Raw genomic sequence first — 25,954 nt, 5'->3', positions numbered from 1 at the left:
CCTTTATGATCGCCGATTTTGCTCATGCGAACTTGTTTTGTTTGCGTTTGCCAAAGCGCATATCGTTTTCCAGCTTCGCTCTCAGCTGCGCATAGAACGCCTCTAGGAAAGCCCGCTCATCACCGGCGCCCGGATCCCATCCGATCTTGCCGCAAATGGTCGCATGCACCGCCGAAATCGCCTCGCCGCGCCCATCGCGCAGAACCTGCTCCAGCGTCTGCAATTCATGCTCGCCGTAAACCGACAGCTCTTCATCGCCAAACTCATAGCGCGCGCCGGTAACACCGCTCTGCCCGCGCGCTGCGCCTTGCGTGGACAGCGCCTCGGCCAGCTTCGTGCGCGGGGCCTCGACCACCCAAGTGCCCGCGATCACATCGCCAGCGCGCAATGCGTCTTTGTTGAAGAATGGGAAGGCCATGAACACCATGAACCAGGCAAGACCCGCTAGCCCGGCATTGCCCATCTCGCCCGTTGGGGCGAAGATCAGGAAGACGAGCGGCATGAACAGCTCAATATCGCGCAGCAGATTGCGCGCCAGAACGGCCTCTGCGGTCAGGCGTCCGCCATCGCGCGCGGCGATGCGTATCCCGGTCGCGCGCTTGCCCAAAGTTGCCCCGCGCGGGCCGAGTTCAAAAGCGAGGAAATAGCCATAGCGCGCCAGGAAAAGGATCAGGATGAAGACGATGACGATGAACTCTCCGGCGCCAGAGACGCTTTCTTCCATCTCGCTCGTCACTTCATCGAACAGGCCGCCTGCGATCCAGCCCATCAGCAGGACGAAGATTGTCAGACCGACATAAAGCAGCACGAAATCGAGCACCAATGCGCCCACCCGCGACCCGCGCGATGCGACCACGATCGGCACACTGATGCCCTCTGGCGTGACCAGAGTGCGCTGCCTCTTGTTGACATATTGATAGCTGCCGGCCGCCGCGCTCATGCGGTGTCCTCAATATTCTTGGGCCGATAGGCAAAGAAATAGGCCAGCCAGAGCGCCAGCATTGTGCCGCCGATCAGGAAGCGATCTTCCATTCCGCCGACCAATTGGCGTGGGAAAGCCTCTAAGATCGCAGCGACCACCATCATCAGCACCACGCCCGCCATCACGGCTGCGCCGCGCCGCCCGCTTTCCGCCGCTGCGGTGAGGACAGAGCGATTGCCGGGGAAGGCCATGGAGCGTCCGATGTGGAGGCCCGCTGCGCCCGATAGCAGGATCGCAAACAACTCTGTTGTGCCGTGGACGCTGAGCCATGCGGCGAATTCCACCGTCAGTCCCTGACCCGCAAACAGCCACAGCATTGCGCCCAGCACCGCCATATTGTGCACCAGCAGCATCAGCGAGGGGATGCCAAAGGCAAAGCCGAGCGCAAAGGCGAGGATCGCGACCCCGGCATTGTTGCTGAAAAGGCTGGCGGCGAACACGGATAGGCCGCTCGCATCCTGCTCCACCGCGAGCGATTCCTGCAAAACCTCCCGGCTTGCGCCTGGCACGCGGGTGTCGAGGAATTGGGTGGGCACGAGGCGGAAATACCATTCGCGGTCTTGCACCACGAGCAGCCAGCCGACCACTGTGCCTGCGACCATTACCGCCAAGGCGATGCAAATCTCCAGCCAGATCTCGCGCACCGCGCGGCTCCACCCGCCAAACAGGAAAGAGCGGAGCCAGCCGCCAAATCCCTGACGGGGGCCGTAAACCTGGAACCAGGCGCGCTGAACCAGGCTCTCCAAATAGCGCAAGGTTGACGCATCGAGCGAGGTCTCGCGCGCAACCGAAAGGCTGGAGGCCGCCGTGCGGTAAAGGGTGGGCAGGGCGAGCAAATCCTCATCGCTGACGCGTCGCAAGCCGCCGCGCTCCATGCGTTTCAGGATTTCTTCGAGCCTCCGCCAATCGCCCTCTCGTTCCAGACGAAAGCGGTCGGAACGCAGCGCCGCGCTCTCAATATCGGCGGGCGCTTCAATCTGGGTTTTGCCAAACCAGCTGGAGATAACAGGGGCCTTCATCCGATCGCCTCGCTGTTCTTGATCATGAAATAACGGTCAATCAGTTGATAGCCGATCTGATCCCACGGGGCCTCGATCACATCGACCCCCATGCGGCGCAGCCGTTGCAGCACAACGCGGCGCTGATTGGCGAGGGTGTCGGCGGTGACGCTGCGCGCAAGCACGGCGATGTCTGAGGGTTCCTCGGCGATGAATTCCTCCAGCTCGCTATCCGCGATGGTGACGAACAAGACGAGATGCTTGTCGACGAGCCTGCCAAGGCTTTCGATCATCAATTCCGCTGCGGTCGGATCGGTGAAATCGGAAAACAGAATGATCAGCGAGCGGCGCTGAAGCTTGGCGGTCAGGGTCGCGAGCGCGAGGGTAAAGTTCGGCTCTGTGCTGGTGTAATCCAGCGAGGCGGCGGCGCTTTGAAGGCGGTGGAATGCGCGCGCATCGCCAACGAAGGGTGTCATCACTTGCGGGCGCTGGTCAAAGCCGAACAGCGAGACGCGGTCCCCGCTTTTTAGCGCGACATAGGATGCGGTGAGGGCGGCGGACACGGCCCGGTCAATGCGCGGCATGCCGTCCACCGGCTCGCACATCGCCTGTCCGCAATCGAACGCGAAGACGATCTGATTGTTGCGCTCGCTTTCGTTTTCGCGGGCGTAAAGCTTGGTGTGGCGGGCGCTGGCTTTCCAATCGATCCGGCGGCGGTCCATGCCGGGCTCGTATTCAGACAAAGCCTCAAATTGCGTGCCTTCGCCGCGAATGCGCCGGGCGATCAGGCCGGTTTGGGCATCGCGCAGAAACGTCTGCAGCTCGCGGCTGCGCACGGGTGAGAGGTCGGGCCAGATCCTGAGCTCGGTGTCGAGCTCGCGGCTTTGCTGGCGCGCGCCAAGGCCCAGCGGTCCGGCCCAACGCAGCCATGCACGCGGAACCTTAGCGGTGCCGCGCCGCTCCGGCTTGGTCTGATAGGTGCCGGCGTAGTAGTCCTCTGTCGAATGCGGGGTCAGGCTTAGCTCTGCGCGGCCGCCGCCGCCCAGGCGTGGGTCAAATTCCAGCGCGCCTTCGACCCGCGAAATCTGCCCGCCGTTAAATTCGGCAAGCATGGTGAGCGCAGCGGGTTGGCCAACCTCGGTATCGCGCGGGGCGCGTACGTCCCACTCACCCGCGCGCCCGGCCAATCCTGCGTCAAGCACGATCAGCAGCAACAGGACAACCGCCGCCGCCGGGGCCGCGATCCAAGTGCCCGGGGCCATCGCCGCGATCACCAAAGCGATGGGCGCAAAACCAGCCGCCAGCCACGCCGCGCGCTCTGTCGGCACGATCGGCAGGCTGGGCATATTCGCCAGTTTGGGCAAAGCGAGAGCCATGGGTTTAGCGCGGCGCCTCGGTGCTTTCGATGAGTTCGGCGACCAACGCCTCGACATCGCGGCCTTCGATCTCCGCAGCTGGACTGAGCGTCAGGCGGTGGCGCAGGACGGGCACGGCCAGCGCCTTCACATCGTCAGGGATGGCATAGGCGCGGCCATGCAGAGCGGCGCGCGCTCGGGCGGCATTCGCGAGCATCACGGCGGCGCGCGGAGAGGCGCCAACGGATAGCTCTGCGTGTTCGCGCGTTGCTCGCACCAACCGCACGACATAGCCGGTGACCTCTTCGGCAACCGTCACATGGTCCAGCGCGCCGCTGGCCGCGACCAGTTTTGCTGCATCAGCCACCGCCGTTACGCCCAGTGTGGCGGGCCGAATTGGCCCCTGTTTCTGGCCATAGCTGGTGACGATCTTGGTCTCTTCCGCCTCATTGGGATATTGCACCAAGAGCTTGAACAAGAACCGGTCGAGCTGCGCCTCGGGCAGAGGATAGACCCCTTGGTTCTCAATCGGGTTCTGGGTTGCCACCACCATGAAGCGTTCCGCCAGCTGGTGAGTTTCCCCATCCAGGGTGACGCGGCGCTCCTGCATCGCCTCCAGCAAAGCGGCCTGCGTCTTGGGCGGCGTACGGTTGATCTCATCCGCGAGCAGCAGTTCACAGAAAATCGGCCCGCGCGTCAGAGTGAACTCGCTGGTTTGGAAGTTAAACAGGTTCGAGCCCAGAATATCGCCTGGCAGCAGGTCTGGCGTGAACTGGATACGGCCAAAATCGAGGCCGAGCGCAGTGGCGAAGCTCTGCGCCAGGAAGGTTTTGGCTGTACCCGGAGGGCCCTCCAGCAGGACGTGTCCCTCGCTGATCATCGCGATCAGCAATTGGTCGATCATCTCGTCTTGACCGACGATCGCTTTCGCCACTTCGGCGCGGATCGCGTCCGCCAATTCGCGCAGTTCTTCGAGGCTCATGCTCATTTCTCGAGTTTCCTTGTCAGCTCATTGAGCGCGCGCGCGGCGCGCAGAATATCGGATGGTGATTGTGCGGTGCGCAATTGCTGCGCCCGGACAGAAAATGGTGCGTCTTCGGGCAATATCCGGCGAACCGCGTCGTCAATCGCCTCTTCGTCTGGTTTGGTCAGGCCCAGCCTGCTCGCCAGCTGCCGGGCGGACAGCGCGACATAAGGGTTCGCCAGCAAGCGCAAACGGCGCGCCTTGACGATCAGCCCTGCGCCATTGGCGACCAAGCGGCGCTTGCCAAAGGCGATGTCAGGCCCGCTTGCCGCCGCCGGGCCAAAGCGTTTGAACGCGCGCCAACCGATGATCAGCATGGCCAGGATAAGGCACAGGGTCGCGGCCAGAAATGGCGGGCGAAATGCCAGAGTTAGCAGATTGGTCGAACCGCCAAAGCCATTGAGTGTAAGGTCAAAGACGATGGGATATTCATAGCCATAGCTCGCCTCGTCAATCAGCGTCAGAGCGAGCGCCGCGCGGTTGGGATCAGCGAGGCCGTAATTGTTGACCAGATCAGGCTCGACAACAAACACCACCTCTTCATTGTCGCCCGTGTTGCCATATTCGTCCTCGATTGGGAACGACAGCGCGAGCGGCTCCCCGCTCTGGTTCACCACCAATGCCGCGCCATTGCCGCGGTCGGTCACCACAATGTTCGTGTCGGTTGGCAATTTGCCCTGAAGGCCAAGACCAGCCCAGCTGTTCGCTCCGCCTTTTGCGTCTTTTAGCTCTGTTTCGATTGAATAATGATCAGGTAGGCTTTCGCTCCAATTGAAGGGGATCGCGCCATTCAACTGGACCCAGTCATCCTCAATATCTTCCTCAACCCGGCCCCTGGTTCCAGGTGGGAAACCGCTGGCGAACCATTTGGGCAGGATCACCATGGTCGGCCCGACATAGGCGCGTTTCTGCAGGATCTCGCCGAGTTCATCCTTGTCAAAATATTGCGGTAGAGCCAGCACCAGCAGGTCTGGCGTCTCCAGCCCACTTGGCGAGCGTGAAGTGCGAACATCCTCGCCCTCCAGCTCCAATAGCTCGACCAAACCCGAATAACCATTGAGGCCATTGGCTTCGGCGTGAGCCGCGCCATTATTGCCGCGCCCCTGCGTGTCGCCCGCCCCGATAAAGTAGAGCATTGTGATAAAGGCGAGGAAGCCGAACAGCACGAGGCCCAGAACCGTGCGGCGGCTGAAGCTGCCGCCGCCGCGCCGGTTGTTTGCCTGTTGCAGCGCGCCGCTCATGCGCTCGCCTCTGCTGCCGCGTCGCGGTCAATCAAGTTGCGCTTTTGGCGGCTGCCTTCGATCTTGGCCAAGGCGAAATCGGCATAGGCTTTGCGGGCGGCCTCCCAATCACCGGCATCGAGCGAGCGCAGCGCAAACAGGCTTTGCTCCACCCGCTCTGCAATTGTGCGAAAGGCCGTGCGGGCCGCGTCTGACAGGGCGGGCAGTGCCGCCAGTTCGCGCGCTGTGCTGGACGGGACGACCCAATCAGGCCGCGCGGATGCGATCTGGCCGACACTGCGTTGCAGCAGCAGGCGCACCGCCTCGTCATACCGTCCGTCAGCGGCAAGCTTGTCGGCATCCTCCAACAGGGCCAGCGATTGCGCCCGGTCCGGCTGCCATTCAATGTCTTCTTCTGCCTCTGCCGTTCGCGCGCTCAGTCCCGTCAGCGGGCCGAACATGCGCCAAACAATGAACAGAACCGCTGCAACCAGCAGTGCAAGAAGCACCCAGCGCAGGATTGGCCACGCGCCGCCCAACATTCCGCCCAGCGGAGCAAAGAATTCCGCCAGGGCTTGCATGAACTCTTCGAACCAACCCGGTTCGCGAGGCGGAATCGGTGGTACTTCGATCTGCTCAAACTGGATATCATCATTGCTGCGCAGTTCGCGCCAGCTGCCCGGTGCATTCGCACTGCTAACAGGATCAAGCGCCGCATCGTCCCCGCCAGCAGCAGAGCCATCGCCGGGGGCCTCCGCTGGCCCTGAATTGGTCCCTGTTACGCTCGTCATGCGGGGATGTTCGTGGCACGGAGCGCAGCAGGGCGCAACACCCGATCATTAAACAATTGGGTGAGTGTTTTGCCCCTGGCGCGCGAATTCAGCGAATCGCCTAAGTAATCTGGCGCGCGCGGCCTTGTTTGTAGGTGCCCAGAATCCGCAATTCTTTGGAATGAAACGCAAGTTCTTCCAGCGCCCGGTCCACCGCCGGATCGCCCGGCGCGCCCAGAATGTCGGCGTAAAAGGCGGTCGCGGAGAAGCTTGTGCCCTTTTGATAGCTTTCCAGCTTGGTCATATTGACGCCGTTGGTCGCAAACCCGCCCATTGCTTTATACAGCGCGGCCGGGATGTTTTTGACCTCGAACACGAAGGTCGTGACTGCCGCGCTGCCCTCTAGCGCTTCTTCGCTTTCCGGAGCCTCGGCCAAAATCACAAAGCGGGTCATATTATCCGCGCTGTCTTCGACATTGTGCTGAGCGATTTCGAGACCGTAAAGCTCGGCCGCAATCGCCGGGGCAATAGCACCCAGCTTGGGATTGCCGCGCTCCGAAACAAAGGCAGCAGCGCCCGCCGTGTCGGCATAGCTCAGCGGGACAATGCCGCGCTCACGCAGGAAAAAGCGTGATTGGCCAAGCGCTTGCGGGTGGCTGTAGGCGGCCTCAAACGGTCCAGTGCCAAGACCCATCAGCGCGTGATTGATCGGCATGAAATATTCGCCAACAATCGACAGTCCGCTTTCCGGTAGCAGGAAATGAATGTCAGCAACCCGGCCATGCTGGGAGTTTTCAATCGGAATGATCGCGCGCGCGGTCCGTCCGTCTTTCACCGCCTCCAGCGCATCTTCAAAGCTGAAACAGGGCAGCGGCAGATAATCGCCCGCTGCCTCGGTTGCGGCGCGGTGCGAATTGGCCCCCGGCGATCCTTGAAACGCAATCGCGCGTTCAGGCTGCTCAGCGGCGGCGGCGCGCATGGTTTCAACAATGGCGAGGGCAGGGGCGGGAAAACTGTGCATAGAGCCAAGCCTGCTAAAGAGGGAGCGGCCCGGTCGCAAGCTCGCTCTTTGGCGCGCTTGCATTTGGTGCAATGCGTAATGCTGCGATCACTCTTGCACCAAAGGGCATCGGCCATTAGAGCGACCCCAACTTTGACAATAGCAAGATTACCGGATCTCAATTCACCATGGATGATCGTTTTAACACCGCCGCTGGCTGGGTGCTGTTTGCAGGCATTATCGCGCTCGGCTTCTCGATTCTGAGCGGCAAGTATTTCCACGCCGACAACCCAGAGCGTCCGGAGCAATTGGGTTATCCGATTCAAGGCGTAGTGGAAGATGCCGCTGAGGCTAAAATGACCATGGCTGAGGCGCTGAACATGGCGGAGACCACAGTCGAAAAGGGCGCGCAAGTGTTCAACAAATGCTCCGCCTGCCACACGGTTGACCAAGGCGGCGCGAACGGCATCGGTCCTAACCTTTATGGTATTATGGGCAAACCCATCGGTAAGAGTGTCGCTGGCTACGAATACAGCGCGGTCCTGTCTGGCAAAGACGGCGTTTGGGACTGGGACGCAATGGATGCGTGGCTGGAAAGCCCGCGTCGTTTTGCTGACGGCACCAAGATGAGCTTTGCTGGTCTTTCGAAGATTGAAGACCGCGCTGCTGTTGCGGTCTACATGAACTCGCTCGGCTCAAACCTCGAAGTTCCAACTTTCGTCGAGGCGGTTGCTGAAGACAGCGGCGAAGAAGAAGCAGAAGACGCCGCTGAAGGTGAAGCAGGCGAAGTGGCAGAGGCAGAAGCTGAGCAAGACGCCGCTGCCGAAATCGAAGAAGCGACTGCGGAATAAGCGCCTAGTGGAATGCGGGGCGGCGCGGTGCCGTCCTGTCTTATCAGACGCTAGCCGGCCTCTGCGCCGGGCTTAAATCCCTGAGCCACAACATACCATTCCGATGAACCCTTGCGACTGGCCGGGGGTTTGGCGTGCTTGACGCTCTTGAAATGCTTCTTGAGCAGGTTGAGCAAATCGGTGTCCGTGCCGCCCGCCAGCACCTTGGCAATGAAGGTGCCGCCTTCTTCCAGGTTCTCTGTGGCGAACCACGCCGCCGCCTCGACCAGGCCCATCGTGCGCAAATGGTCGGTCTGTTTGTGACCCACCGTGTTTGCGGCCATATCCGACATCACCAAATCAGGCTTTCCGTCGAGCTCCGCTTGCAAAGCAGCGGGCGCGTGATCGGCCATGAAATCCATTTCCAGGATCGCGACGCCTTCAATCGGTTCGGTCGGCAGCAGGTCAATTCCGACAATCGCGGCGCGCGGTGCTTGCTTGCGCACCACCTGCGCCCAGCCGCCCGGTGCAATGCCGAGATCGACAACGCGCTTAGCACCCCGGATCAGGCCAAAGCGCTCGTCCAGCTCGATCAGCTTATAGGCCGCGCGGCTCCGATAGCCGTCGGCCTTGGCCTTTTTGACATAGGGATCGTTCAGCTGACGCTCGAGCCAGCGGGTCGATGATGCGGTGCGCTTGCGCGATTTTCGGACCCGTTTTTCCGGGTCGCGGCCAGAGCGTGTCATCGCCTATTGCCCGCCGCTTTTGGCGTCGCCGCCAGCAACCGGTACTTCGCCCGCGCGCAGTTTTTGTAGTGCGCGCATGCAGCGTTCGCCGTCTCGCTCGGCCGCCATAAGGCTGCGCAAAATGCCCTCGCGAATGCCCCGGTCCGCCACGCCAAGGCAGCTGGCCGGCCATAGATCCAGGATCGATTCCAAAATCGCGCAGCCCGCAACCACCAGATCGGCCCGGTCATTGCCGATGCAGGGCAGCTCGCTGCGCTGCTCCGGCGACATGGTGGACAGCCGGGTGCTGATGTCGCGCATAGAGCGTGATGGCACGATCAGCCCATCAACCGCCTTGCGATCATAATGCGGCAACTCAAGATGCAGGCTGGCGAGCGTTGTCACCGTGCCGCTGGTGCCGAGCAGGCGGATGTCCTCATGCGCGGCGGCCTCGCTGACGCGCTTGGCAAAGGGGGCGAAGCTTTCCGATACGCGGCGGCGCATCTCGGCATAACGCTCGGCTCTGCCCTCGTCTGTGTTGGCACCGCGCCCGACCGTATCGGTCAGCGAGACGACGCCCCAAGGCACGCTTTGCCAGTCGATAATGCGCGGGACTTTGCCGCCCGGCTCCAGCAGGACCAGTTCCGTCGACCCGCCACCAATGTCGAAAATGACCGCGGGGCCGTGGCCTTGCTCCAGCAGGATATGGCAACCCAGCACCGCGAGGCGCGCCTCTTCTTCTGCACTGATAATGTCGAGCACGATCCCGGTTTCCTGCCGCACGCGTTCGATGAAATCCGCCCCATTGCTGGCCCTGCGACAGGCTTCTGTCGCGACCGAGCGGGCAAGCCGCACCTTGCGGCGGCGCAGTTTGTCCGCGCAAATCGAGAGCGCGCCCAGCGCGCGGTCCATCGCCTCATCAGAAAGGCGGCCCGTGCTGGCGAGATCCTCGCCCAGCTTCACCACCCGGCTGAACGCATCAATGACAGTGAAATCTTTACCCGAAGGCCGCGCAATCAGCAGCCGGCAATTGTTGGTGCCAAGATCGAGCGCAGCGTACGCCTCATTAGGGCGATGCGAGCGTCCGCCCGCGTTTTTACCGCGTGGATGTGCACCCGGCCGGCCATGGGCGGGGTGACTGCTTTCATTGGGCTGGTGGGCGCGTTTGTAGCGAAAATCGGCTACTTTACCGGACTTGCGTCCCCTTTTTCTGCCAGCCTTTTTAAAACCGTCCGGCGGAGACAGATCCGCCATACTCAACTCTTTCTCTTCCTCTCGCGCGCATGTTCTCGCGAGGACCTGGAAAGAAAACTAACGGATAGCGCGCTTTAGAGCAAGCGGTGCGGCTTGGCCGGTTCAGTCAATTCGGACCGGCGTGGTCCTTGCCCGCGCTTGGCTGTGCGCCTAAGGGCGTTGATATGACTGAAAAAGACCTCATAGATCGCAAGTTTTACCGCGCCGAGCAGGAAACCCGCTTCGCCGAAGAAGCGCCTGACCACACACCTCAGACCGAGCATCCCGCCTATAAGCTGGCGTTTCGCGATGTTGATTTCATGCTGCGTGATGAGCTGCGCCCGGTGCGTTTCCAGCTCGAACTCTTGAAGCCGGAAATGCTGCTGGACGAGGCGCGCGTTGGTTCTACTCTGGTGATGTACGGATCGGCCCGAATTCCTTCACCTGAAGAAGCGGATGCTAAGGTTGAAGCGGCCAAGAACGGCAGCGAATATGAGCAAAAGGTCGCGGCTAGCTTAGCGGCGAAGTCGAAATATTATACCGAGGCGCACAAGCTGGCGAAAATGGTCTCGGAAAAAGGGATCGTGGAAGACGGCAAGCGGCAGTTTGTTGTGTGCTCTGGCGGCGGCCCGTCGATCATGGAAGCCGCCAATCGCGGTGCTTCAGATGCCGGCGCTGAATCGATCGGGCTCAACATTATTTTGCCGCATGAGCAAGCGCCCAATTCCTATGTGACGCCCTATCTCAGCCTCAATTTCCACTATTTCGCGCTGCGCAAAATGCACTTCTTGATGCGTGCGCGGGCGGTTGCGGTGTTCCCCGGCGGATTCGGCACCTTTGATGAGTTCTTTGAGCTGCTGACCCTGATCCAGACCGGCAAGATGCAGCCCATTCCAATCTTGCTGTTTGGCAAGGATTTCTGGAACCGGGTGGTCAATTTCGAAGCGATCGCTGAGGAAGGCACGATTTCAAAGAAAGATCTTGAGCTGTTCCATTGGTGCGAAACCGCCGATGAGGCCTGGTCGCATATCTCCGACTTTTACGAGCTTAAGCGCTAGGGGTTTCACCCTTAGGTGACCGGAGCGGGTGGTTAAGCCGCTTTCAAACAGCGCATCACGCACTATTTCGCTCAACCAAGTCCTCCCGGCGGTCGTGCTCGCGCGGGGCACCAACTTCGTGGGCTAGGCCCAGGCGCTCCAAACCGGCGATCACCCACCAGCCCGGATCGGCCTGTCCTGGCTCAATGCCGATCCGTGCGGACTCGGGAAAAGCGTGGTGATTGTTGTGCCAGCACTCGCCATAGGTGAGCAGGCCAAGGCCCGGCAGGTTGGAGGCTTGAATGCCTGCATCGCGCACCAGCCAGCGTCCGGGGCCGGGGTTGTGGCAAAAGTAGGTGATGGTCCAATGACCCGCCGTGCTCACGAACACGCGGGCGCAGACGCCCCATAGAACGAAGGCCCAACCGCCAATCCAATAGAGCGCGATGGCGAGCGGGATTTGGTGCAATCGCCATGTCGCATCGAGCATTCGGTAGAAAGGATCTTCGGCGATTTCCGGCTCGATTGTCACCTTGGGTGGGCGCTCAAATTCAAATTTGCAAAACAGGTTCCACGCGAGGTCTTGAGCCAATGATCGGCGATGCGCGAAGAAGTCGTGGCAGCTCGGCTCGCGCTGCGCCCAATCTCTGGTGTCGTGAATGCGGATGATACCCGATGGGCCAGAAACGCCGACGATCGTGCCGATGTAAATCAGCGCTCTGGCGAGCCATCTGGGCGCTTTGAACGTCCGGTGGATCATCATCCGGTGCATGCCAACGCTGTGACCGATCAGCAGCGTAAAATAGGTTAGCCCAAGGAGCAGTGCGATGGCGGGCAGGCTCGCGACAAAGAGCGCAGCTGCCGTTCCGCCTAGCATGCCAGCGTTCCATAGAGCCTTTGGCCAATCGATCCGTACGCGGCCGCTGAGTGGGTCGGCGTCGCGGCCATCCACACGGATGACCGGCTCCATCATAGGCTGCGCACCGCCTGATGGCCGAGCGGTCCATTACCAAGGCCATACCCCGGTGCCGCTGCGATTGCTTGCCGGACAAAGCTCTGGCCCAGTCGGACCGCGTTTTCGAGCGGCTGACCGTGGCCTAGCAGCACCGCAATGGCCGATGACAAAGTGCAGCCGGTGCCGTGCGTGTGGCGCGTGTCGATCTTGGCTTGAGCAAAGTGTTTAGGCACTTCGCCACGGCGCACCAGAATATCGATAATGCGCGCATCCTCTGTGTGCCCGCCTTTGGCCAGCACATCGCAGCCATGGGCCCGGATCAGCTCCTCGGCGGCGCCTTCGATCAGGCGCGTGTCGCTAAGATTGCGGCGGACCAGATGCTCTAGCTCTGGCAGGTTGGGCGTGACGATGGTGGCGCGCGGGAACAGCCGTTCACGCATGACCTCAATCGCCTCATCCGCGATCAGGGTCGCCCCGGAGGTTGAGACCATTACTGGGTCCAGGACCACGGGCACCAGGCTGTCGACCAGTTCCAGCGCGTCCGCCACATGGGCGATAATGTCGGCGTCATGCAGCATGCCGATCTTGATCGCATCGACACCGATATCGTTGATGCAGCTGGTGATCTGCTTGGCGACGAAGTCACCAGACAGCGGCGTGATCGCCTGCACACCTTGGCTGTTCTGCGCGGTCGCGGCGGTGATCGCGGTCATCGCGTAACCGCCCAGCATGGTGATCGTTTTGATGTCGGCCTGAATGCCCGCGCCGCCAGAGGAATCGGACCCGGCAATCGCCAGAATGCGCGGCGGAGCAGGCGGTGCGTTCTCGCTCATCCTTTAAACTTACGCTGCGTGCTGGGCGGAAATTTCTCTTGCAGAGCCTTGGCCCGGGTAGGGCGGTCCATCAATTCGCCGCCGCAATTGGGGCATTGGTCATCCTGAGCGTCCGCGCACTCGGCGCAGAACGTGCATTCAAAGCTGCAGATAAACGCGCCGGGTGCCTCGGCGGGCAGATCAGTGCCGCATTTTTCGCAATCGGGGCGCATTTCGAGCATGGTCTTTTCCCTCTCGGCTGAGGCCTATGCGGCGGCGCGCACGGCGTCGCAGATGCGGTCCACCACTGCCTCTACCTGGGCGCTGTTATCGCCCTCCGCCATGACGCGGATCACCGGCTCAGTGCCGGATGGGCGGATAACCAAGCGGCCTTTGCCTTCCAGCTCTGCTTCAGCCTCGCTGATTACCTGTTTGACGGCGTCGTTCTCCAAGGGCTTCCCACCGGGATAGCGCACGTTTTTGAGCAATTGCGGGACCGGATCGAACACATGCAGCAGCTCGCTGGAAGGTTTATCAGAGCGCACCAGACTGGAAAGCACGCGCAGCGCGGCGACCGTGCCATCGCCAGTGGTTGCGTGATCGAGCAGGATCATATGCCCCGATTGCTCGCCGCCGATGTTAAAGCCGCCCTGTTTCATGCGCTCCAGCACATAGCGATCACCGACCTTGGTCCGCTCCAGCGTGAGGCCATGTGACCGGAGGTGCCGCTCCAGCCCCAGGTTGGACATGACAGTGGCAACCACACCGCCGCCGGTCAGAGCGCCCTTTTCATGCATCCGGGTCGCGATCAGAGCCATAATCTGGTCGCCATCGACCGCGCAGCCTTTCTCATCCACGACGATCAGCCGGTCTGCGTCGCCATCCAAAGCGATGCCGATATGGGCCTGTTCCTCGACGACCTTGGCTTGCAGCGCTTCGATCGCGGTGGAGCCAACGCCGTCATTGATATTGGTGCCATTGGGGTCAACGCCGACCGTGATGACCTGCGCGCCAAGCTCCCAAATCGCCGATGGAGCCACTTCGTAAGCCGCGCCATTGGCGCAATCGACCACCACCTTCAGCCCGTCAAAGCTGACCTCATCAGATACAGATTGCTTGACCGCGTGGATATAGCGCCCGCGGGCATCCTCGATCCGCCGCGCGCGTCCAATTTGCGGGGCATCGACCAGCGCTGGTTCCATATCCAGCAACTCTTCAATCTGCATTTCGTCTTCATCGGACAGCTTAAAGCCGTCAGGGCCGAACAGTTTGACGCCATTGTCTTCGTAGGGGTTGTGGCTAGCGGAAATCATCACACCCAGATCGGCGCGCATTTCGCGCGTCAGCAGCGCGATCGCCGGGGTCGGGATCGGGCCGGTCATGATCACATCCATGCCGACACTGGTGAAGCCTGCGACCAGAGCGCTTTCAATCATATAGCCGGACAGGCGCGTGTCCTTGCCAATCACAACCCGGTGGCGGTGCTTGCCGCGCATGAAGTGAGCGCCCGCTGCCTGTCCCACTTTCATCGCCATTTGCGATGTCATCACATCGCTGTTCGTGCGGCCACGGATGCCGTCTGTGCCAAAGAATTTGCGTGCCATGGCTGTTTCTGTTCTCTCCATGAAAGCGCCGCTGCGAATGTGCGCGGGGCAAAAGCCGATTTGTCAGGCGCTTCTGGCGCGGTTATCGCACGAATGGAAGGGCGCAAGGCCCAAAGGGGACAGAATTTGAGCGAAGTTGAAGGCCAAAGCGCAGCAGCCACGAGCGGACAGCGTTACGAGCTGGCCTCTATCCGTCTGCCAGTGGCGCTGACATTTGCCGGGCTGGTCGCAGGGTTGCTGCTCGGCATGGTGCTGGCGGGCGGCGGGATCGCTGACTGGCTGCAGCAAATCATCGCGCTCACCGGCAGCCTGTGGCTGCGGGCGCTGCAGATGACGATCATCCCGCTGGTTGCGGCGCTGCTGGTGCTGGGCATTGCGCAAATGGCCGAGGCTGCGCGGGCGGGCGCGGCGGCGCGGCGGTTCTTGGCCCTTGTGTTTGCGGTGCTGATTGCGGGCGGATTGTTCACCGCCCTAATGATGCCGGTTGTGCTCGGTGCTTTGCCGATTCCCGATAGCGCGAGCGGGTTTTTGGCCGCTGTCCCGGATGGCGAGCAGCAAGTGCCCGGCGTGCTCGATTTCCTCGCCTCGCTCATCGCGCCCAATATCATCGCCGCCGCGGCGGAAACGGCAATGCTACCGCTGACTATATTCTTCGCTCTGTTTGCGGTCGCCGTTACGGGCCTGCCTAAGGATCAGAGCGAGCGGATGCTCGGCTTTTTCCATGCGCTGGCCAACACCATGCTGATGATCATCGGCTGGGTGCTGTGGATCGCGCCGCTCGGCGTGTTTGCGCTCGCCTTTGGCGTGGGCCTCAAAAGCGGCGGCGGCGCGTTTGCGACATTGGCACATTACATTCTGGTCGTCTCCGCAATGGGCGGTTTCATCCTGGTGCTGGCCTATCTGATGGCGTGGGCGCTGGGCGGAGTCAGCCCGCTGCGTTTTGCGAAAGCGGTGCTGCCTGCCCAAGCGGTTGCAGTCTCCACGCAAAGCTCGCTCGCCAGCCTGCCAGCCATGCTCGACAGCGCGGCGCGCCTGAACCTGCGGGAGGAAACCAACGAGTTCGTGCTGCCGCTGGCGGTGGCGATTTTCCGCGCGACCAGCGTGGCGATGAATATGGCGGTGGCGCTGTATGTCGCCAGCCTTGCCGGCATCGAGGTGTCCTGGCCGCTGATGCTGATCGGTATTGGCGTGGCGGTGATCATCTCCATCGGCTCTGTCAGCCTGCCCGGCTCGATCAGTTTCGTGGTGTCGATTGGTCCGATTGCGCTCGCGATGGGCGTCCCCATTGAGCCGCTAGCTTTGCTGGTGGCGGTGGAAATGCTGCCCGATATCATGCGGACATTGGCCAATGTCACGATGAACGTGGCGGTGACCAGCACGGTGGACCGGTCCAAGGATTGAAGGCTTGCGAGGCTAGCCCGCTGGGCCGGCTTCCTCTTCGAGGCCGCGGTTGAACAGCTCGCTGGCAAACAGGGGTTCGCCAAACACAAAGCCGATCAGATTGGGGCGGCCAACGTGGTCGAACAGAGCGGTGAGCGTCAGCAGGATTGGCACCGATAGCAGCGCGCCTGGCACACCCCAGATCCACGTGAAATAGGAAAGCGCGAGCAAGATCATCACCGGGTTCATGGTAAAGCGCGCGCCCAGAATTGATGGGGTGACGACATTCGCCTCTACCGTGTGCAGCACGATGTATGCCGTGACCGGGACCAGTCCTAAGAACACGGTGTCCGCCGTGCCGATGCCGAACATGCCGAGCAGGGCAGCCATGGCGATTGGCCCGATATAGGGCACGAAATTGAGGATCGCGGCGAGCCCGCCCCACATGATCGGCGCCTCCACACCCAGCGCCCATGCACCAAGCGCGACGACCACACCGACACAGGCGTTGATGAAGCCGACGGTGAGAATATAGGCGGCAACCCGGTCCTGCACCTCGCGCAGCACTCGCGCGGCCTTCACGCTGGAGCCGAAGCTGGAGCGATCAAACAGCAAATGCCGCCTCAGCCGCACGCGCGCCTCGATCATGAAGAACGTCATCAGCAGGGTGATCAAGACCTCGATCAGCACGCTGGGGGTCGACCAAGCGATCTGTTCGAGCAGGGTTGGGGTGGCGAGCACGACTTCGCGGGTGCCAGATTCGCCTAATATTTCGCCCAGTTCCCGATTGATGATGGCGAGCCATTCGAACTGATCGCGCAGCTCAGCAAAGCGCGCGCCAACTTGCTCGGTAATGGCCGGCAGGGTGTCGAACAGGGCGAGAGCAGGCTGAAGCACCAGCGCAAGCGCGAGAAGCACAACGGCCAAGAACGCTAGCAATGAGCCCAAGGATGCGAGCACATTAGGCAGGCCGATCCGCGCCATTCTATCGGCGAGCGGCGACAGCAGGATGGTGAGCAAGATCGCTGTGACCAACGGCAGGAACACCACCGAGCCAATCGACAGAACAAAGGGTAAGGCGAGGAACAGGCCAATCCCGATCAGCAAGACCAATGCCGACACCAGACGCACTTCCTGCTCGGCAAAGGCTAGCCGCCTGCTGGAAGCAGGGATGGCACTTGGCTCGCTGGCGTTTGGATCGGGTGTTTCACTCGTCATTTCAGGCAATTCCAGTCGGTCGTCGGCCTTATTGCAGGACTGTAAAGCCGCGCCAAGCGCCTGATGTGTGAACTTGAGATTCCAGGCGGCTGGACGTGCGTTGAGTAGGCGTGGATAGTGTGCCTGACCTAGTCGATCTTAGCCGTCTCGCCATTGCCAGCGGCAACATCGTCCAATTCTTCTAGGATGGCGCGGTGCGCGGTCTCATCTTCGATCGAGCGTTGCGGAATATTGCCCTCCGCCAGCATGTCATTGAGCGTTGAGCGGGCGCGGCCCACACGGCTCTTAATCGTGCCGACGGCGCACCCGCAAATTTGCGCCGCTTCCTCGTAAGAGAACCCGCCTGCGCCGACCAACAACAAGGCCTCGCGCCGTTCCGGCGGCAGCGTCAGCAGCGCGCGGTGCATATCGGACAGATGGATCGGTTCTTCCTGCCCAGCTGGCGCAGTCAAAATGCGTTCCGCCACTGTCTCATCATAATCACCGCGAAAACGGTTGCGCCGCATATCGGTGAGATAGGCATTGCGCAGAATCACAAAGGTCCAAGCGCGCATGGATGTGCCCGGTTCAAACCGTTCCTGCGCGGCCCATGCCTTCAGCAGAGTTTCCTGAACCAGATCATCGGCCATGTCGGGACGGCCGCAAAGGCCGCGCGCAAACGCGCGCAAATGCGGCACAACCTCGGTCAGCTCGCGCTTAAAGTCGGCTTTTTCAGACGCGCTGCGGGTCTCGACCGACATCAGCCATTCCCATTCTGGTTGGCGTCGTCTGTGCCGGCGTCGTCCAGCTGAGACAGCAGGTCTTTAAAGCTGTCAGGCAGCGGTTCTTCGACCACGGAATCGTACAGCTGTTTAAGCCCGTCGGCCCATTGCGGCTGGTCTGCAGCTTTCGCGCTTTTTGATTTTTGCGCCGCTGCGTCAGTCGGCGATGTTTCTTTACCCGAGGCCATAATTGATCCTGATATACTCCACAGCAGGCGAAAGGCACCGGCATTTCCCGCCATATCGGCGTCACTATTACGTATCAATTTGGGAACGATACTGCCTATGTATTGTTCCCTTGCAACTGACACATAAGAGCTTGGACTGATGCACGCAAAGGCATCTAAACAAAAACACACGGTATCACTCGGAGGAATTCGGCAATGGCTGATTGCCTATCCGAGCGCCGTGCCCGCGTTTATTTTCATCGCGGTTTCTGCGGTTACCTTGCTCAGCGTGTTCGCCATAGAGGCAAATGCGCGCTACAACGAAAGCCTGCAGACCCGCAAAATTGCCGCTTCCATCGCTTCTGAATTGAGCCATGAAGCGAACATTGCTGTCTCTTACATGCATGCGGGCGCGGTCGTGTTGTTCAGCGATGGTCGGGCTAAGCCGGATCTGCTTCAGCAGTTCAGCAGCGATATGGAGGGCGAATTCCAAATACCGGGGGCGGGGCCGATGGGCTGGATGCCCCTGACAGGCGCTGAAGATAGCGAAGAGCAAGCAAGCCCGATGCTTCAACAAACACTGGCGGCGGTCCTAGCCAGCGGGGCTCCTTCGGCCTCTGGCAGGTTGATGATCGCTGGCTCTGAGGGCGGCGATGTGTCCGCCTTTTTAATTGCCATGCCAGTGATGGATGGGGATGCGCTTAATGGCTTCCTGCACCGCGCGTTCGACGCAAATATGTTCCTGTCATCGGCACTGGAGCCGGCGACTGAGAATGATCTTACTGTTCGCCTGTTCGACGGAATGGACGATCAGGCCGCGCTGCTGGCAGAGCGCACCTCAACCGCCGCCAGCAATGATGTGAACCAAGAACAGGTCAAGATTGCTGGCCGCACAATGCGTTTGGAAGTGGCCGCGCCTACGCCTGCTTTGTTGACCCCATTGTCTGTGGTCACTCTGCTGCTCGGCCTCTCGGTGGCCGCATTGCTCGCTGCGCTCGCCCGGATCCTGACCCGGCAAATGGCGAAGGACAACGCGCGCCTTGAGTTCTTCGAAGAGCAGCACTCAATCCGCAATTCGCTTACCCGGGAGCTCAATCACCGGGTGAAGAACACGCTCGCAAATGTTCTTTCCCTGCTGTCGCTGACGCGGCGCCGGGCGGACAGTCTCGATGATTTTGCGGAAGGGCTCGCTGGCAGGATCAGGGCGCTTTCCGCAACCCATGATTTGCTGACCAATTCGGAATGGGGAACCACGCCGATCGCCTCCGTGGTGAAAGCAGAGCTGGCCCATGTCAGCGCGGCAAGAGAACACGAGATCGAGATCGCGGGACCAGACGTGGAGCTTGCCCCTAATAATGCGCTGACGTTTGGGCAGGCGATTCACGAGCTTGCTACCAACGCCGCCAAATATGGCGCGCTGAGCGCTGATGCGGGCCGGGTGTCGATCACATGGTCATTGATAGAGCCGGACTTGGCCGAAGTGGAATGGCTGGAGGCGGGCGGACCAGAAGTGAGCGAGGCGCGCGGGCGCGGCTTCGGCACTGAGCTCATTCAAAAGATCGTTGCTCACGAACTGCGCCATCCGGTTGATTTGCAATTCGACACCGCCGGGGTGCGCTGCGCCCTACGTGTGCCGGTTCGCCCCGCAGGCGAATTTCAATTGCGCGATCAACCAGCGGGCTGATTGCTCGCCTGCTACTTTTTGGGAATCTAATCGAGCGGCTTGCTGGAGCCGAAGAACAAAGCCTGGCTGACAGCCGCGCTAACAGTGCGTTCCTCAAATGGCTTGGTCACCAAATAGGTAGGCTCTGGCCGGTCGCCGGTCAGCAGGCGCTCTGGATAAGCGGTGATGAAGATTACCGGCACATCGCCAATCGCCAGAATGTCGTCGACGGCATCGAGGCCCGATGAACCATCAGCCAATTGAATATCGGCCAGCACCAATCCGGGCGTTTTTTCCGCGATGATTTCGCGCGCTTGCGTTCGCGTCGCGGCTGTCCCGCAAATGGTGTGACCCAGCGATTTGACCAGATCCTCAAGCTGCATGGAGATCAACGGCTCGTCTTCGATAATCAGCACCTCAGTGCTGGTCTCGCGATCAATTTCGCTCACCGCCTCTTGCACCAGCTTTTCGACGTCAGCGGGTTCCAGCTCCATAATCTGCGCCGCTTGCGCCGGGGTGAAGTCTTCGAGAGTCGTCAGCAGCAAAGCCTGACGATTAAGCGGCGTGATGGCTTCTAGCCGCGCCTTGGCCGCTGCTTCATGCTCGCCGGCGGGTGCCTCATCCTTGGCGACTTCCAAATAGGCGCTCGACCAGACCTTGTTGAACGCGGCATAAAGCGCAACTCGGCCTCCTTCGAGCGATTTTTTCAGCGTTTCATCGGCCAGCGCCGCTTCCAATGTAGCGCGCACGAACGCATCGCCCGTCGCCTGCGCCCCAGTCAGCGCCCGTGCGTAGCGGCGTAGGTAAGGAAGGTTGGTAGAAATGTCTTGGCCAAGTGGCATTGGTTCGCTTTCATTCTTGGATATGCGCATCCCTATAACGATTTGGAGCGCCTATTCTATAGCTTCGTTGCAGTTACGCGGCGCATCTATGCTTGGTTGCAATAGGTCTCAAGTGGCGGCTCAACTCTTGGTCGGGTTGCGTGAGAGAAGGATGCCCTCGGTTTGCTCCGATATGGAGTCAAATTTTTGATTTTTTTTGAAGTTAGCGGGAACCAGAGTTTGGGCGGTGCATTTTGTCTGTATCACCGCCGAGACCCCCCTCCCGTCCAAGCGGTTGGTGATACGATCCCAAGGCCTTCACTCACCCGAGTGAAGGCCTTTTTTCGTATCGTGCCAGAGCTTTGCGGGGATCAGCCCTTGCGGCGGAGCCGATCAAACATGCCTTGGCGTGGGGCCGCCTTCAGCATCGAAATTAGATCATCAGGGCCATAGGGCTTGGTAAGGACAGGGCCGAGTTTCTGGATCGCTAGCGGGATTTCGGTGGGATCATCGGTCTGAAAAATGATGCGGGTGGCATCGCCGCCGACCGCATCGACCAGTTCCGCAATTTGCCAGCCCATATCGCTGTCCGCCAGATGCACATCGAGGATGATTGCATCGAACGATCCAGAGCGCAGCCGCTCCAGCGAGCAGGCTGTCGAGGGACAGATGTTCACCTCTTCCACGCCTTCGTGGATCAGGGCCCGCTCCAGCACGCGGCCATGCTCGGCATCGTCTTCAACCACCAGGACGAGCCGGGGCAGGCGGGCAGGTGCAGTTTTTCCTTTGCTAAATGAGAGCATGCTTCACCCTTGGCTAAACGACGTAACGACAATTGGTCTTACGAACAGATTGGCGCATCCGTTACAGTCTGCAAGGTGTACTGCGCCGGCTAGACCCTAAACCAGCGGCTTTTCATAGATCGCATATTCGCGGTTGATCTGAGCCTGAATTGTGTCGGCAATCGCGACCATTCCCTGATTGTCTTCCAAGATCCAGCCGATCTCCGCCCGCTTTGAGGCAAAGGTGGTGTTGGCGCTGTCGCGGATCTCGTTGATCATCATAAAGGCCAGCTGGCTCGCCAGCCGCGAATTTTGCACCTCTTTTAGAACGCCCATCAGCGGCACCCGCATGCCCGATCCGCGCGGCCCGCGCAGCCAACGCAGCATGTGGAACCAGCCAAACGGCAGCAGCTTGCCATCGATTTTGTCCAGCACATCGTTGATGTCTGGGAAGGTCAGCATGAAGGCCACCGGTTTGCCCTCGACCTCGGCGATCATATTGAGCGGCTCAAAGATGATCGTCTTCAGCTTCTTGCCGGCATAGGCGACCTCTTCCGGGGTAAAAGGGGTGAAGCCCCAATTGTCCGACCAGGCATCGTTGAGGATCGACAGCACGATCCCTGCGTCCCTGTCCCAATTGGATTTGTCGACGCGGCGAATGGTGATCCGCTCGTTGCGCTTGCCCGATTTCACGATCCGCTGGACCAGCGGCGGGAAGTCTTTCGTGATGTCGAGATCATAGGTGTAAAGCGTCTTGGCGCGGGTGTAGCCTGCGCCTTCGATCCAGCTTTGATAGTGCGCGGGATGATGGCCCATCATGATCATCGGCGAATGGTCATGGCCGCTTACCAACAGCCCGGGCTCCTCCCACATGGCCATAGAGATTGGGCCGAGCACGCGCGTCATGCCTTGCTCCGCCAGCCATCTTTGCGCCTTTTCCAGCAGAGCCGATCCCACCTGTTCGTCGGCTGCATCGAAATATCCGAACATGCCGGTTCCCGGGCCAAAGCCCTGCTCGGCGGGCATGGCCAGCGCCAGCTCATCGATCTGCGCCGAAATGCGCCCGACCATTTTTCCTGCGCGGTGAGCGATGAACAATTGCGCCTTGCCATGCTTGAAGAACGGGTTCTTGTCCGGGTTGATCAGTTCCAGCAATTCAGAGCGCAATTGCGGGACGTGGTGCGGGACAGATGCCGAAAATTCACGCCCCAATTCAACGAATTGCGCCCGTCCGCGCTTGTCGGTTACCGCTTCGATGCTTATTTGCGCATTGGTCACGCAGATCGCCTTGTTCAGCCCATTGCCAAGGCATCTGTTTGTCCCGGCAGCGGCCAACGCGCAAGAGAATCGATCACTCTTGCCAACAGGATGCGTTTGTCCTCGCCGGTAAGATCGCCTAAATGGCGGAATTGAAAGCACCGTAATGACGATGATTGAGCAACCTCTTGTCCCTGCAAAGGACGCGCCCGGCGAGACCGCTGGTGTGCCCACGCGTGCGCAGTTCCAGACGAGCGACGATAAAGATATGCTGCGCTCCGCGCGCGATCTGACCAAGGATTTGGGCGAAGCACGCGCCGGGATTTACTGGCCCGACATGCTGATTTCGACCGGTGTTGGATATGCGGGTATCGCAGGCGCGATCCTGTCGGGCAATTTGGCGCTTTCAATCGTGTTCGGCCTGGTCGCGGCCTTGGCGCTTTACCGCTCGCTGATGTTCATCCACGAGCTCACTCATATTCACCGCGATGCGCTGCCCGGGTTTCGCAAGGGTTGGAACCTGCTGGTCGGCATTCCGCTGCTGACCCCCAGCTTCATGTATGAGGGCGTGCACACGATCCACCACACTCGGACGCGTTACGGCACGATTGAAGATCCCGAATATCTGCCACTGGCGCTGATGAAACCGTGGAGCTTGCCCGCTTTTGTGCTGGTCGCGTTTCTTGCCCCGATTGCTCTGATCGTACGTGCGGCGATCCTCGTGCCATTGGGCGCGATTATCCCGCCGGTTCGCACGTTTGTGTGGGAGCGGTTTTCTGCGCTGTCGATCAACCCGGATTTCCGCCGCAAGCCGCCCAAGGGAGAGCTGTCTCGCCAGGTGAAATGGCAAGAGGCGGGTGTGTTCGTCTGGTCATGGGCGCTGCTTGCGAGCACTCAATTTCTCGGCTGGCGACCACTGCTGATCGCGCTGGCAATTCTGTCGCTGACGGCGGTTCTAAACCAGCTGCGCACATTGGTGGCGCATTTGTGGGAGAATGAAGGCGAACCAATGACGGTGACCGCCCAGTTCCTCGACAGCGTGAATGTCCCGCCGCCGGGTCCCATTGCAGAGGTTTGGGCCCCTGTTGGTCTGCGATATCACGCGCTGCACCACCTGATGCCGTCAATGCCCTATCACGATCTGCCAGAGGCGCATCGGCGCTTGGCGGCTGAGTTTGGTGCAGGATCAACCTATTCCGGCGCCAACCATCCCGGCCTGCTGCCGCTGGTGGGCCGGATCGCGCGCAGCACTATGATGCGCTGAGCGGACTTGGCTCAGCCTACTGCGCTGGGTCAGCCTTGATCAATTTGGATGCATTGGGATCGATGGCTTGCGAGCTTTCGCCGCGGATCATTGTGTCAGAACCGCTCGCTGCGTCCTTGCCGTAATCTGGCCCGCTGGTGATGTTGAGGCCAGAGGCCGAATCATTGCCGCTCACGCTCCCATCGGCGCCATCCACCGCATCCTCTGCGCCCACGCCGAGGGCCATCTCTTCATCGGTTGGCGCATCGACATCCTCAAGCGGGATCAATTCGCGTGAAGCCTCGGCGGTTTCATCGCTGCGATTGCCGCAAGCTGACAGCAGCGCGGCCGCGCCCAATACGCCGATGAGTTGAATGCACTTCATATTTGTCCTCCCCAGAGCTTGGCCTCAAGCCTAGGCGCGAAGGCTGAGGTGTTCAAACCAGCTTGCGGCAGAGCGTTGCTACGAGGGCTCATGCGCCGCCGCGCGGGCAATCAATCGAGGAAATGGATCATTGCGCAGCGGCTCTCGGCGGGAATGCCCAAAGCGACGGCACCCTCCAGCGATTCAGCCAAATGTGGACGCCCTTCAAAGTTCTCCACTTCGACAAAACCATGCCGCGCGTAAAATGGCGCGTTCCACGCGATCTCGCGAAACGTATTGAGCGTGATTGCTCTGAAGCCGGAATTGCGCGCATCAATCTTCAACGCGCCCAGCAGCGTTGCACCAATCCCTTTCCGTTGGTGTTTTCGTGATACGCTGAGCTCGTGCAAATGCAGTTCTCTGCGGACGGGGCCCGCCTCAGCAAAGCCGACAATCTCTTCCCCAGCCACCGCGGTGAGTGAGCGTCCATGCGCTATCGCTTTGATGTGGTGCTCGATGCTGGACGTAGGCGGGATCGGAATGCCCTCAAGCTCCGGGGCCTGTCTTAGCAGTTCTGCCGCATCGTCTTCGACAAGAAAGAAGTGCTCAGCATCCTCTTTGCGCGAGAGGCGAATGGAAAACCCGCTCATTCCTCGGTCCGAATGAGAACAGTCTCACCCACAAGGAAGAACAGGAAGAACGGAGCCCATGCAGCGAGGAACGGGGGGTACCCGCCAAAACTGCCCATCGCCAGCGCGGCATTGTCGACCACGAAATAAGCAAAGCCCAGACCCATGCCGATGATCGCGCGCACGAACAATTGCCCTGACCGGGCGAGACCAAAGGCGGCGATTGCGCCCAGCAGCGGCATCAGGAAAGCGGACAAAGGTCCGGACAATTTGTGCCACCACTTGGCCTTCATTTCCGAGGTGCGCCGGCCAGCCGCTTCATAAGCGTCGATTGTTTCGGACAGCTCAAAGAAAGACAGTGCCTCTGGATCAACCGACTCCAAGCCAATCCTCTCCGGCGAGATGCCTGCCCCGACAGTCAGGCTGTCGAGCGGTTGGCTGTCTGCGCTGCCGACTTCAAAACGAACGGGGTTTTCCAGCTTCCAGCCCGGGCTCGCATAGACGGCGCGCGGCGCGCGGACTTGCTGGCGGATGATGCCGCCGGGCGCGCGTTCATACCAAGTGACGTTGGTCATGGTGATTTGCTCGCCCGTGCCGCTGAGGCTGGCGGCGGACAAAATGCTGGAGCCATCGGTAAGATAGACGTTGGCCTTCACGTTCGAAGCCTCTGGGACAGGGCCATAATCGGCCGCCTCCCATGCCTTGAGAGTGGCGGTTGCGCGGGTCACGACGCGGTCGTGAAAGCCGAAGCTGATGAGCGACACCAGCGCGGCTGTGAGCAGCAGCGGCGAGAGGACTTGGTGCGCTGAGAGGCCAGCGGCTTTCATCGCGACGACCTCGCTGTTCTGGTTGAGCGTGACCAAGGTGATCAGCGTCGCGAGCAGCACGGAATAGGGAAGGAAGCGCGATATTAGCTGAGGAATGCGCAGGCTGGCATATTTCCAAACCTCGCTATCGCCGTTGCCGGGCACCGCCAGAATGTCGCCGCTGTTCGACAGCAGGTCGAGCATCATCAGCACCAGCACCAGCATCACCAGGACCGCAAGGATCCGCACGATGAACATCTTCGCCAGATAGAGCGTGAGGGTGCGCGAAGGGAAAAAGTCGAGCTGCATAGTGAGGCT

At 60.6% G+C, this 25,954-nt stretch carries 27 protein-coding genes; 5 read left to right on the top strand and 22 right to left on the bottom strand.

Features of this window, described 5'->3' with window-relative positions; translation table 11 throughout:
- Window positions 1-22: 22 nt before the first annotated feature.
- The 7 genes from AC0V6V_RS06385 to AC0V6V_RS06355 all read right to left on the bottom strand — a co-directional run bounded on the left by AC0V6V_RS06385 (window position 23) and on the right by AC0V6V_RS06355 (window position 7,370).
- Window positions 23-940, bottom strand: a complete 918-nt coding sequence (locus tag AC0V6V_RS06385) for an RDD family protein (RefSeq protein WP_486164602.1) — start codon at window positions 938-940, stop codon at window positions 23-25.
- Window positions 937-2,001, bottom strand: coding sequence for a stage II sporulation protein M (locus AC0V6V_RS06380; RefSeq protein ID WP_486164601.1), 1,065 nt, complete (start codon window positions 1,999-2,001; stop codon window positions 937-939). Before AC0V6V_RS06380 ends, AC0V6V_RS06385 begins: the two co-directional genes overlap by 4 nt.
- Window positions 1,998-3,356 (bottom strand): DUF58 domain-containing protein, encoded by a 1,359-nt coding sequence (locus AC0V6V_RS06375; protein WP_486164600.1) that lies wholly within the window; start codon window positions 3,354-3,356, stop codon window positions 1,998-2,000. Before AC0V6V_RS06375 ends, AC0V6V_RS06380 begins: the two co-directional genes overlap by 4 nt.
- Window positions 3,357-3,360: 4 nt before the next feature.
- A complete protein-coding gene (locus tag AC0V6V_RS06370; RefSeq protein WP_472645755.1) occupies window positions 3,361-4,317 on the bottom strand; it encodes an AAA family ATPase in 957 nt (318 codons plus the stop codon).
- Between the two features lie 2 nt (window positions 4,318-4,319).
- Complete coding sequence (locus AC0V6V_RS06365) at window positions 4,320-5,600, bottom strand: DUF4350 domain-containing protein (protein WP_486164599.1); 1,281 nt, start codon at window positions 5,598-5,600, stop codon at window positions 4,320-4,322.
- Window positions 5,597-6,370: a hypothetical protein gene (locus AC0V6V_RS06360; protein WP_486164598.1), complete on the bottom strand. Its 774-nt coding sequence runs from the start codon at window positions 6,368-6,370 to the stop codon at window positions 5,597-5,599. Before AC0V6V_RS06360 ends, AC0V6V_RS06365 begins: the two co-directional genes overlap by 4 nt.
- A gap of 100 nt (window positions 6,371-6,470) precedes the next feature.
- Entirely contained in the window at window positions 6,471-7,370 is a 900-nt protein-coding gene (locus AC0V6V_RS06355) for a prephenate dehydratase (RefSeq protein ID WP_486164597.1), read from the bottom strand.
- Window positions 7,371-7,537: 167 nt separating this feature from the next.
- Here AC0V6V_RS06355 and AC0V6V_RS06350 point away from each other — a divergent pair, with 167 nt between their 5' ends.
- Complete coding sequence (locus tag AC0V6V_RS06350) at window positions 7,538-8,200, top strand: c-type cytochrome (RefSeq protein WP_486164596.1); 663 nt, start codon at window positions 7,538-7,540, stop codon at window positions 8,198-8,200.
- Between the two features lie 50 nt (window positions 8,201-8,250).
- On the opposite strand, the gene AC0V6V_RS06345 is transcribed toward AC0V6V_RS06350, so the two are convergent.
- Complete coding sequence (locus AC0V6V_RS06345) at window positions 8,251-8,925, bottom strand: RlmE family RNA methyltransferase (RefSeq protein WP_486164595.1); 675 nt, start codon at window positions 8,923-8,925, stop codon at window positions 8,251-8,253.
- A gap of 3 nt (window positions 8,926-8,928) precedes the next feature.
- Window positions 8,929-10,158, bottom strand: coding sequence for a Ppx/GppA phosphatase family protein (locus AC0V6V_RS06340; RefSeq protein ID WP_486164594.1), 1,230 nt, complete (start codon window positions 10,156-10,158; stop codon window positions 8,929-8,931).
- Window positions 10,159-10,322: 164 nt separating this feature from the next.
- Between AC0V6V_RS06340 and AC0V6V_RS06335 the strand changes: the two genes are divergently transcribed.
- Window positions 10,323-11,195: an LOG family protein gene (locus tag AC0V6V_RS06335; protein ID WP_486164593.1), complete on the top strand. Its 873-nt coding sequence runs from the start codon at window positions 10,323-10,325 to the stop codon at window positions 11,193-11,195.
- A gap of 55 nt (window positions 11,196-11,250) precedes the next feature.
- Here AC0V6V_RS06335 and AC0V6V_RS06330 read toward each other — a convergent pair whose 3' ends face one another.
- Genes AC0V6V_RS06330 through glmM form a run of 4 tightly spaced genes read right to left on the bottom strand, consistent with a single transcriptional unit; the run spans window position 11,251 to window position 14,545 of the window.
- Window positions 11,251-12,147, bottom strand: a complete 897-nt coding sequence (locus tag AC0V6V_RS06330; protein ID WP_486164592.1) for an acyl-CoA desaturase — start codon at window positions 12,145-12,147, stop codon at window positions 11,251-11,253.
- Window positions 12,144-12,962 carry a bifunctional hydroxymethylpyrimidine kinase/phosphomethylpyrimidine kinase gene (gene thiD, locus AC0V6V_RS06325; protein ID WP_486164591.1) on the bottom strand — a complete coding sequence of 273 codons (819 nt, stop codon included), beginning with the start codon at window positions 12,960-12,962 and terminating at the stop codon, window positions 12,144-12,146. Before thiD ends, AC0V6V_RS06330 begins: the two co-directional genes overlap by 4 nt.
- A complete protein-coding gene (locus AC0V6V_RS06320; RefSeq protein ID WP_486164590.1) occupies window positions 12,959-13,183 on the bottom strand; it encodes a DUF1272 domain-containing protein in 225 nt (74 codons plus the stop codon). Before AC0V6V_RS06320 ends, thiD begins: the two co-directional genes overlap by 4 nt.
- A gap of 24 nt (window positions 13,184-13,207) precedes the next feature.
- Window positions 13,208-14,545, bottom strand: coding sequence for a phosphoglucosamine mutase (glmM, locus tag AC0V6V_RS06315; protein WP_486164589.1), 1,338 nt, complete (start codon window positions 14,543-14,545; stop codon window positions 13,208-13,210).
- 126 nt (window positions 14,546-14,671) lie between these two features.
- On the opposite strand from glmM, the gene AC0V6V_RS06310 reads away from it, so the two are divergent.
- Window positions 14,672-15,946 (top strand): dicarboxylate/amino acid:cation symporter, encoded by a 1,275-nt coding sequence (locus AC0V6V_RS06310; protein WP_486164588.1) that lies wholly within the window; start codon window positions 14,672-14,674, stop codon window positions 15,944-15,946.
- Window positions 15,947-15,958: 12 nt separating this feature from the next.
- Here the strand turns inward: AC0V6V_RS06310 and AC0V6V_RS06305 are convergent, their stop codons facing one another.
- The 3 genes from AC0V6V_RS06305 to AC0V6V_RS06295 all read right to left on the bottom strand — a co-directional run bounded on the left by AC0V6V_RS06305 (window position 15,959) and on the right by AC0V6V_RS06295 (window position 18,092).
- Window positions 15,959-17,143, bottom strand: a complete 1,185-nt coding sequence (locus tag AC0V6V_RS06305) for an AI-2E family transporter (RefSeq protein ID WP_486164587.1) — start codon at window positions 17,141-17,143, stop codon at window positions 15,959-15,961.
- A gap of 128 nt (window positions 17,144-17,271) precedes the next feature.
- Window positions 17,272-17,883 (bottom strand): sigma-70 family RNA polymerase sigma factor, encoded by a 612-nt coding sequence (locus tag AC0V6V_RS06300; protein WP_486164586.1) that lies wholly within the window; start codon window positions 17,881-17,883, stop codon window positions 17,272-17,274.
- Window positions 17,883-18,092 (bottom strand): NepR family anti-sigma factor, encoded by a 210-nt coding sequence (locus AC0V6V_RS06295; RefSeq protein WP_486164585.1) that lies wholly within the window; start codon window positions 18,090-18,092, stop codon window positions 17,883-17,885. The genes AC0V6V_RS06300 and AC0V6V_RS06295 overlap by 1 nt, the downstream gene beginning before the upstream one ends.
- Window positions 18,093-18,231: 139 nt before the next feature.
- On the opposite strand from AC0V6V_RS06295, the gene AC0V6V_RS06290 reads away from it, so the two are divergent.
- A complete protein-coding gene (locus AC0V6V_RS06290) occupies window positions 18,232-19,755 on the top strand; it encodes a sensor histidine kinase (RefSeq protein WP_486166255.1) in 1,524 nt (507 codons plus the stop codon).
- A 26-nt stretch (window positions 19,756-19,781) separates the two neighbouring features.
- Here the strand turns inward: AC0V6V_RS06290 and AC0V6V_RS06285 are convergent, their stop codons facing one another.
- The 3 genes from AC0V6V_RS06285 to AC0V6V_RS06275 all read right to left on the bottom strand — a co-directional run bounded on the left by AC0V6V_RS06285 (window position 19,782) and on the right by AC0V6V_RS06275 (window position 22,615).
- Window positions 19,782-20,576, bottom strand: a complete 795-nt coding sequence (locus tag AC0V6V_RS06285) for a response regulator (protein WP_486164583.1) — start codon at window positions 20,574-20,576, stop codon at window positions 19,782-19,784.
- A 350-nt stretch (window positions 20,577-20,926) separates the two neighbouring features.
- Window positions 20,927-21,358: a response regulator gene (locus tag AC0V6V_RS06280; RefSeq protein WP_486164582.1), complete on the bottom strand. Its 432-nt coding sequence runs from the start codon at window positions 21,356-21,358 to the stop codon at window positions 20,927-20,929.
- Window positions 21,359-21,454: 96 nt separating this feature from the next.
- Window positions 21,455-22,615, bottom strand: coding sequence for an N-acetyltransferase (locus AC0V6V_RS06275; RefSeq protein WP_486164581.1), 1,161 nt, complete (start codon window positions 22,613-22,615; stop codon window positions 21,455-21,457).
- Window positions 22,616-22,766: 151 nt separating this feature from the next.
- Between AC0V6V_RS06275 and AC0V6V_RS06270 the strand changes: the two genes are divergently transcribed.
- Window positions 22,767-23,858 (top strand): fatty acid desaturase family protein, encoded by a 1,092-nt coding sequence (locus tag AC0V6V_RS06270; RefSeq protein ID WP_486164580.1) that lies wholly within the window; start codon window positions 22,767-22,769, stop codon window positions 23,856-23,858.
- Between the two features lie 16 nt (window positions 23,859-23,874).
- On the opposite strand, the gene AC0V6V_RS06265 is transcribed toward AC0V6V_RS06270, so the two are convergent.
- From AC0V6V_RS06265 to lptG, 3 genes are all read right to left on the bottom strand, one after another.
- The gene (locus AC0V6V_RS06265; protein WP_486164579.1) at window positions 23,875-24,222 is read right to left on the bottom strand and encodes a hypothetical protein; all 348 of its coding nucleotides are present in this window, start codon (window positions 24,220-24,222) and stop codon (window positions 23,875-23,877) included.
- 110 nt (window positions 24,223-24,332) lie between these two features.
- Window positions 24,333-24,851 carry a GNAT family N-acetyltransferase gene (locus tag AC0V6V_RS06260; RefSeq protein ID WP_486164578.1) on the bottom strand — a complete coding sequence of 173 codons (519 nt, stop codon included), beginning with the start codon at window positions 24,849-24,851 and terminating at the stop codon, window positions 24,333-24,335.
- Complete coding sequence (lptG, locus tag AC0V6V_RS06255) at window positions 24,848-25,945, bottom strand: LPS export ABC transporter permease LptG (protein ID WP_486166254.1); 1,098 nt, start codon at window positions 25,943-25,945, stop codon at window positions 24,848-24,850. The genes AC0V6V_RS06260 and lptG overlap by 4 nt, the downstream gene beginning before the upstream one ends.
- Window positions 25,946-25,954: the final 9 nt, after the last annotated feature.

The sequence above is a fragment of the Erythrobacter sp. S249 genome (assembly GCF_057364975.1).
This window is presented reverse-complemented; position numbering and strand designations above follow the sequence as displayed.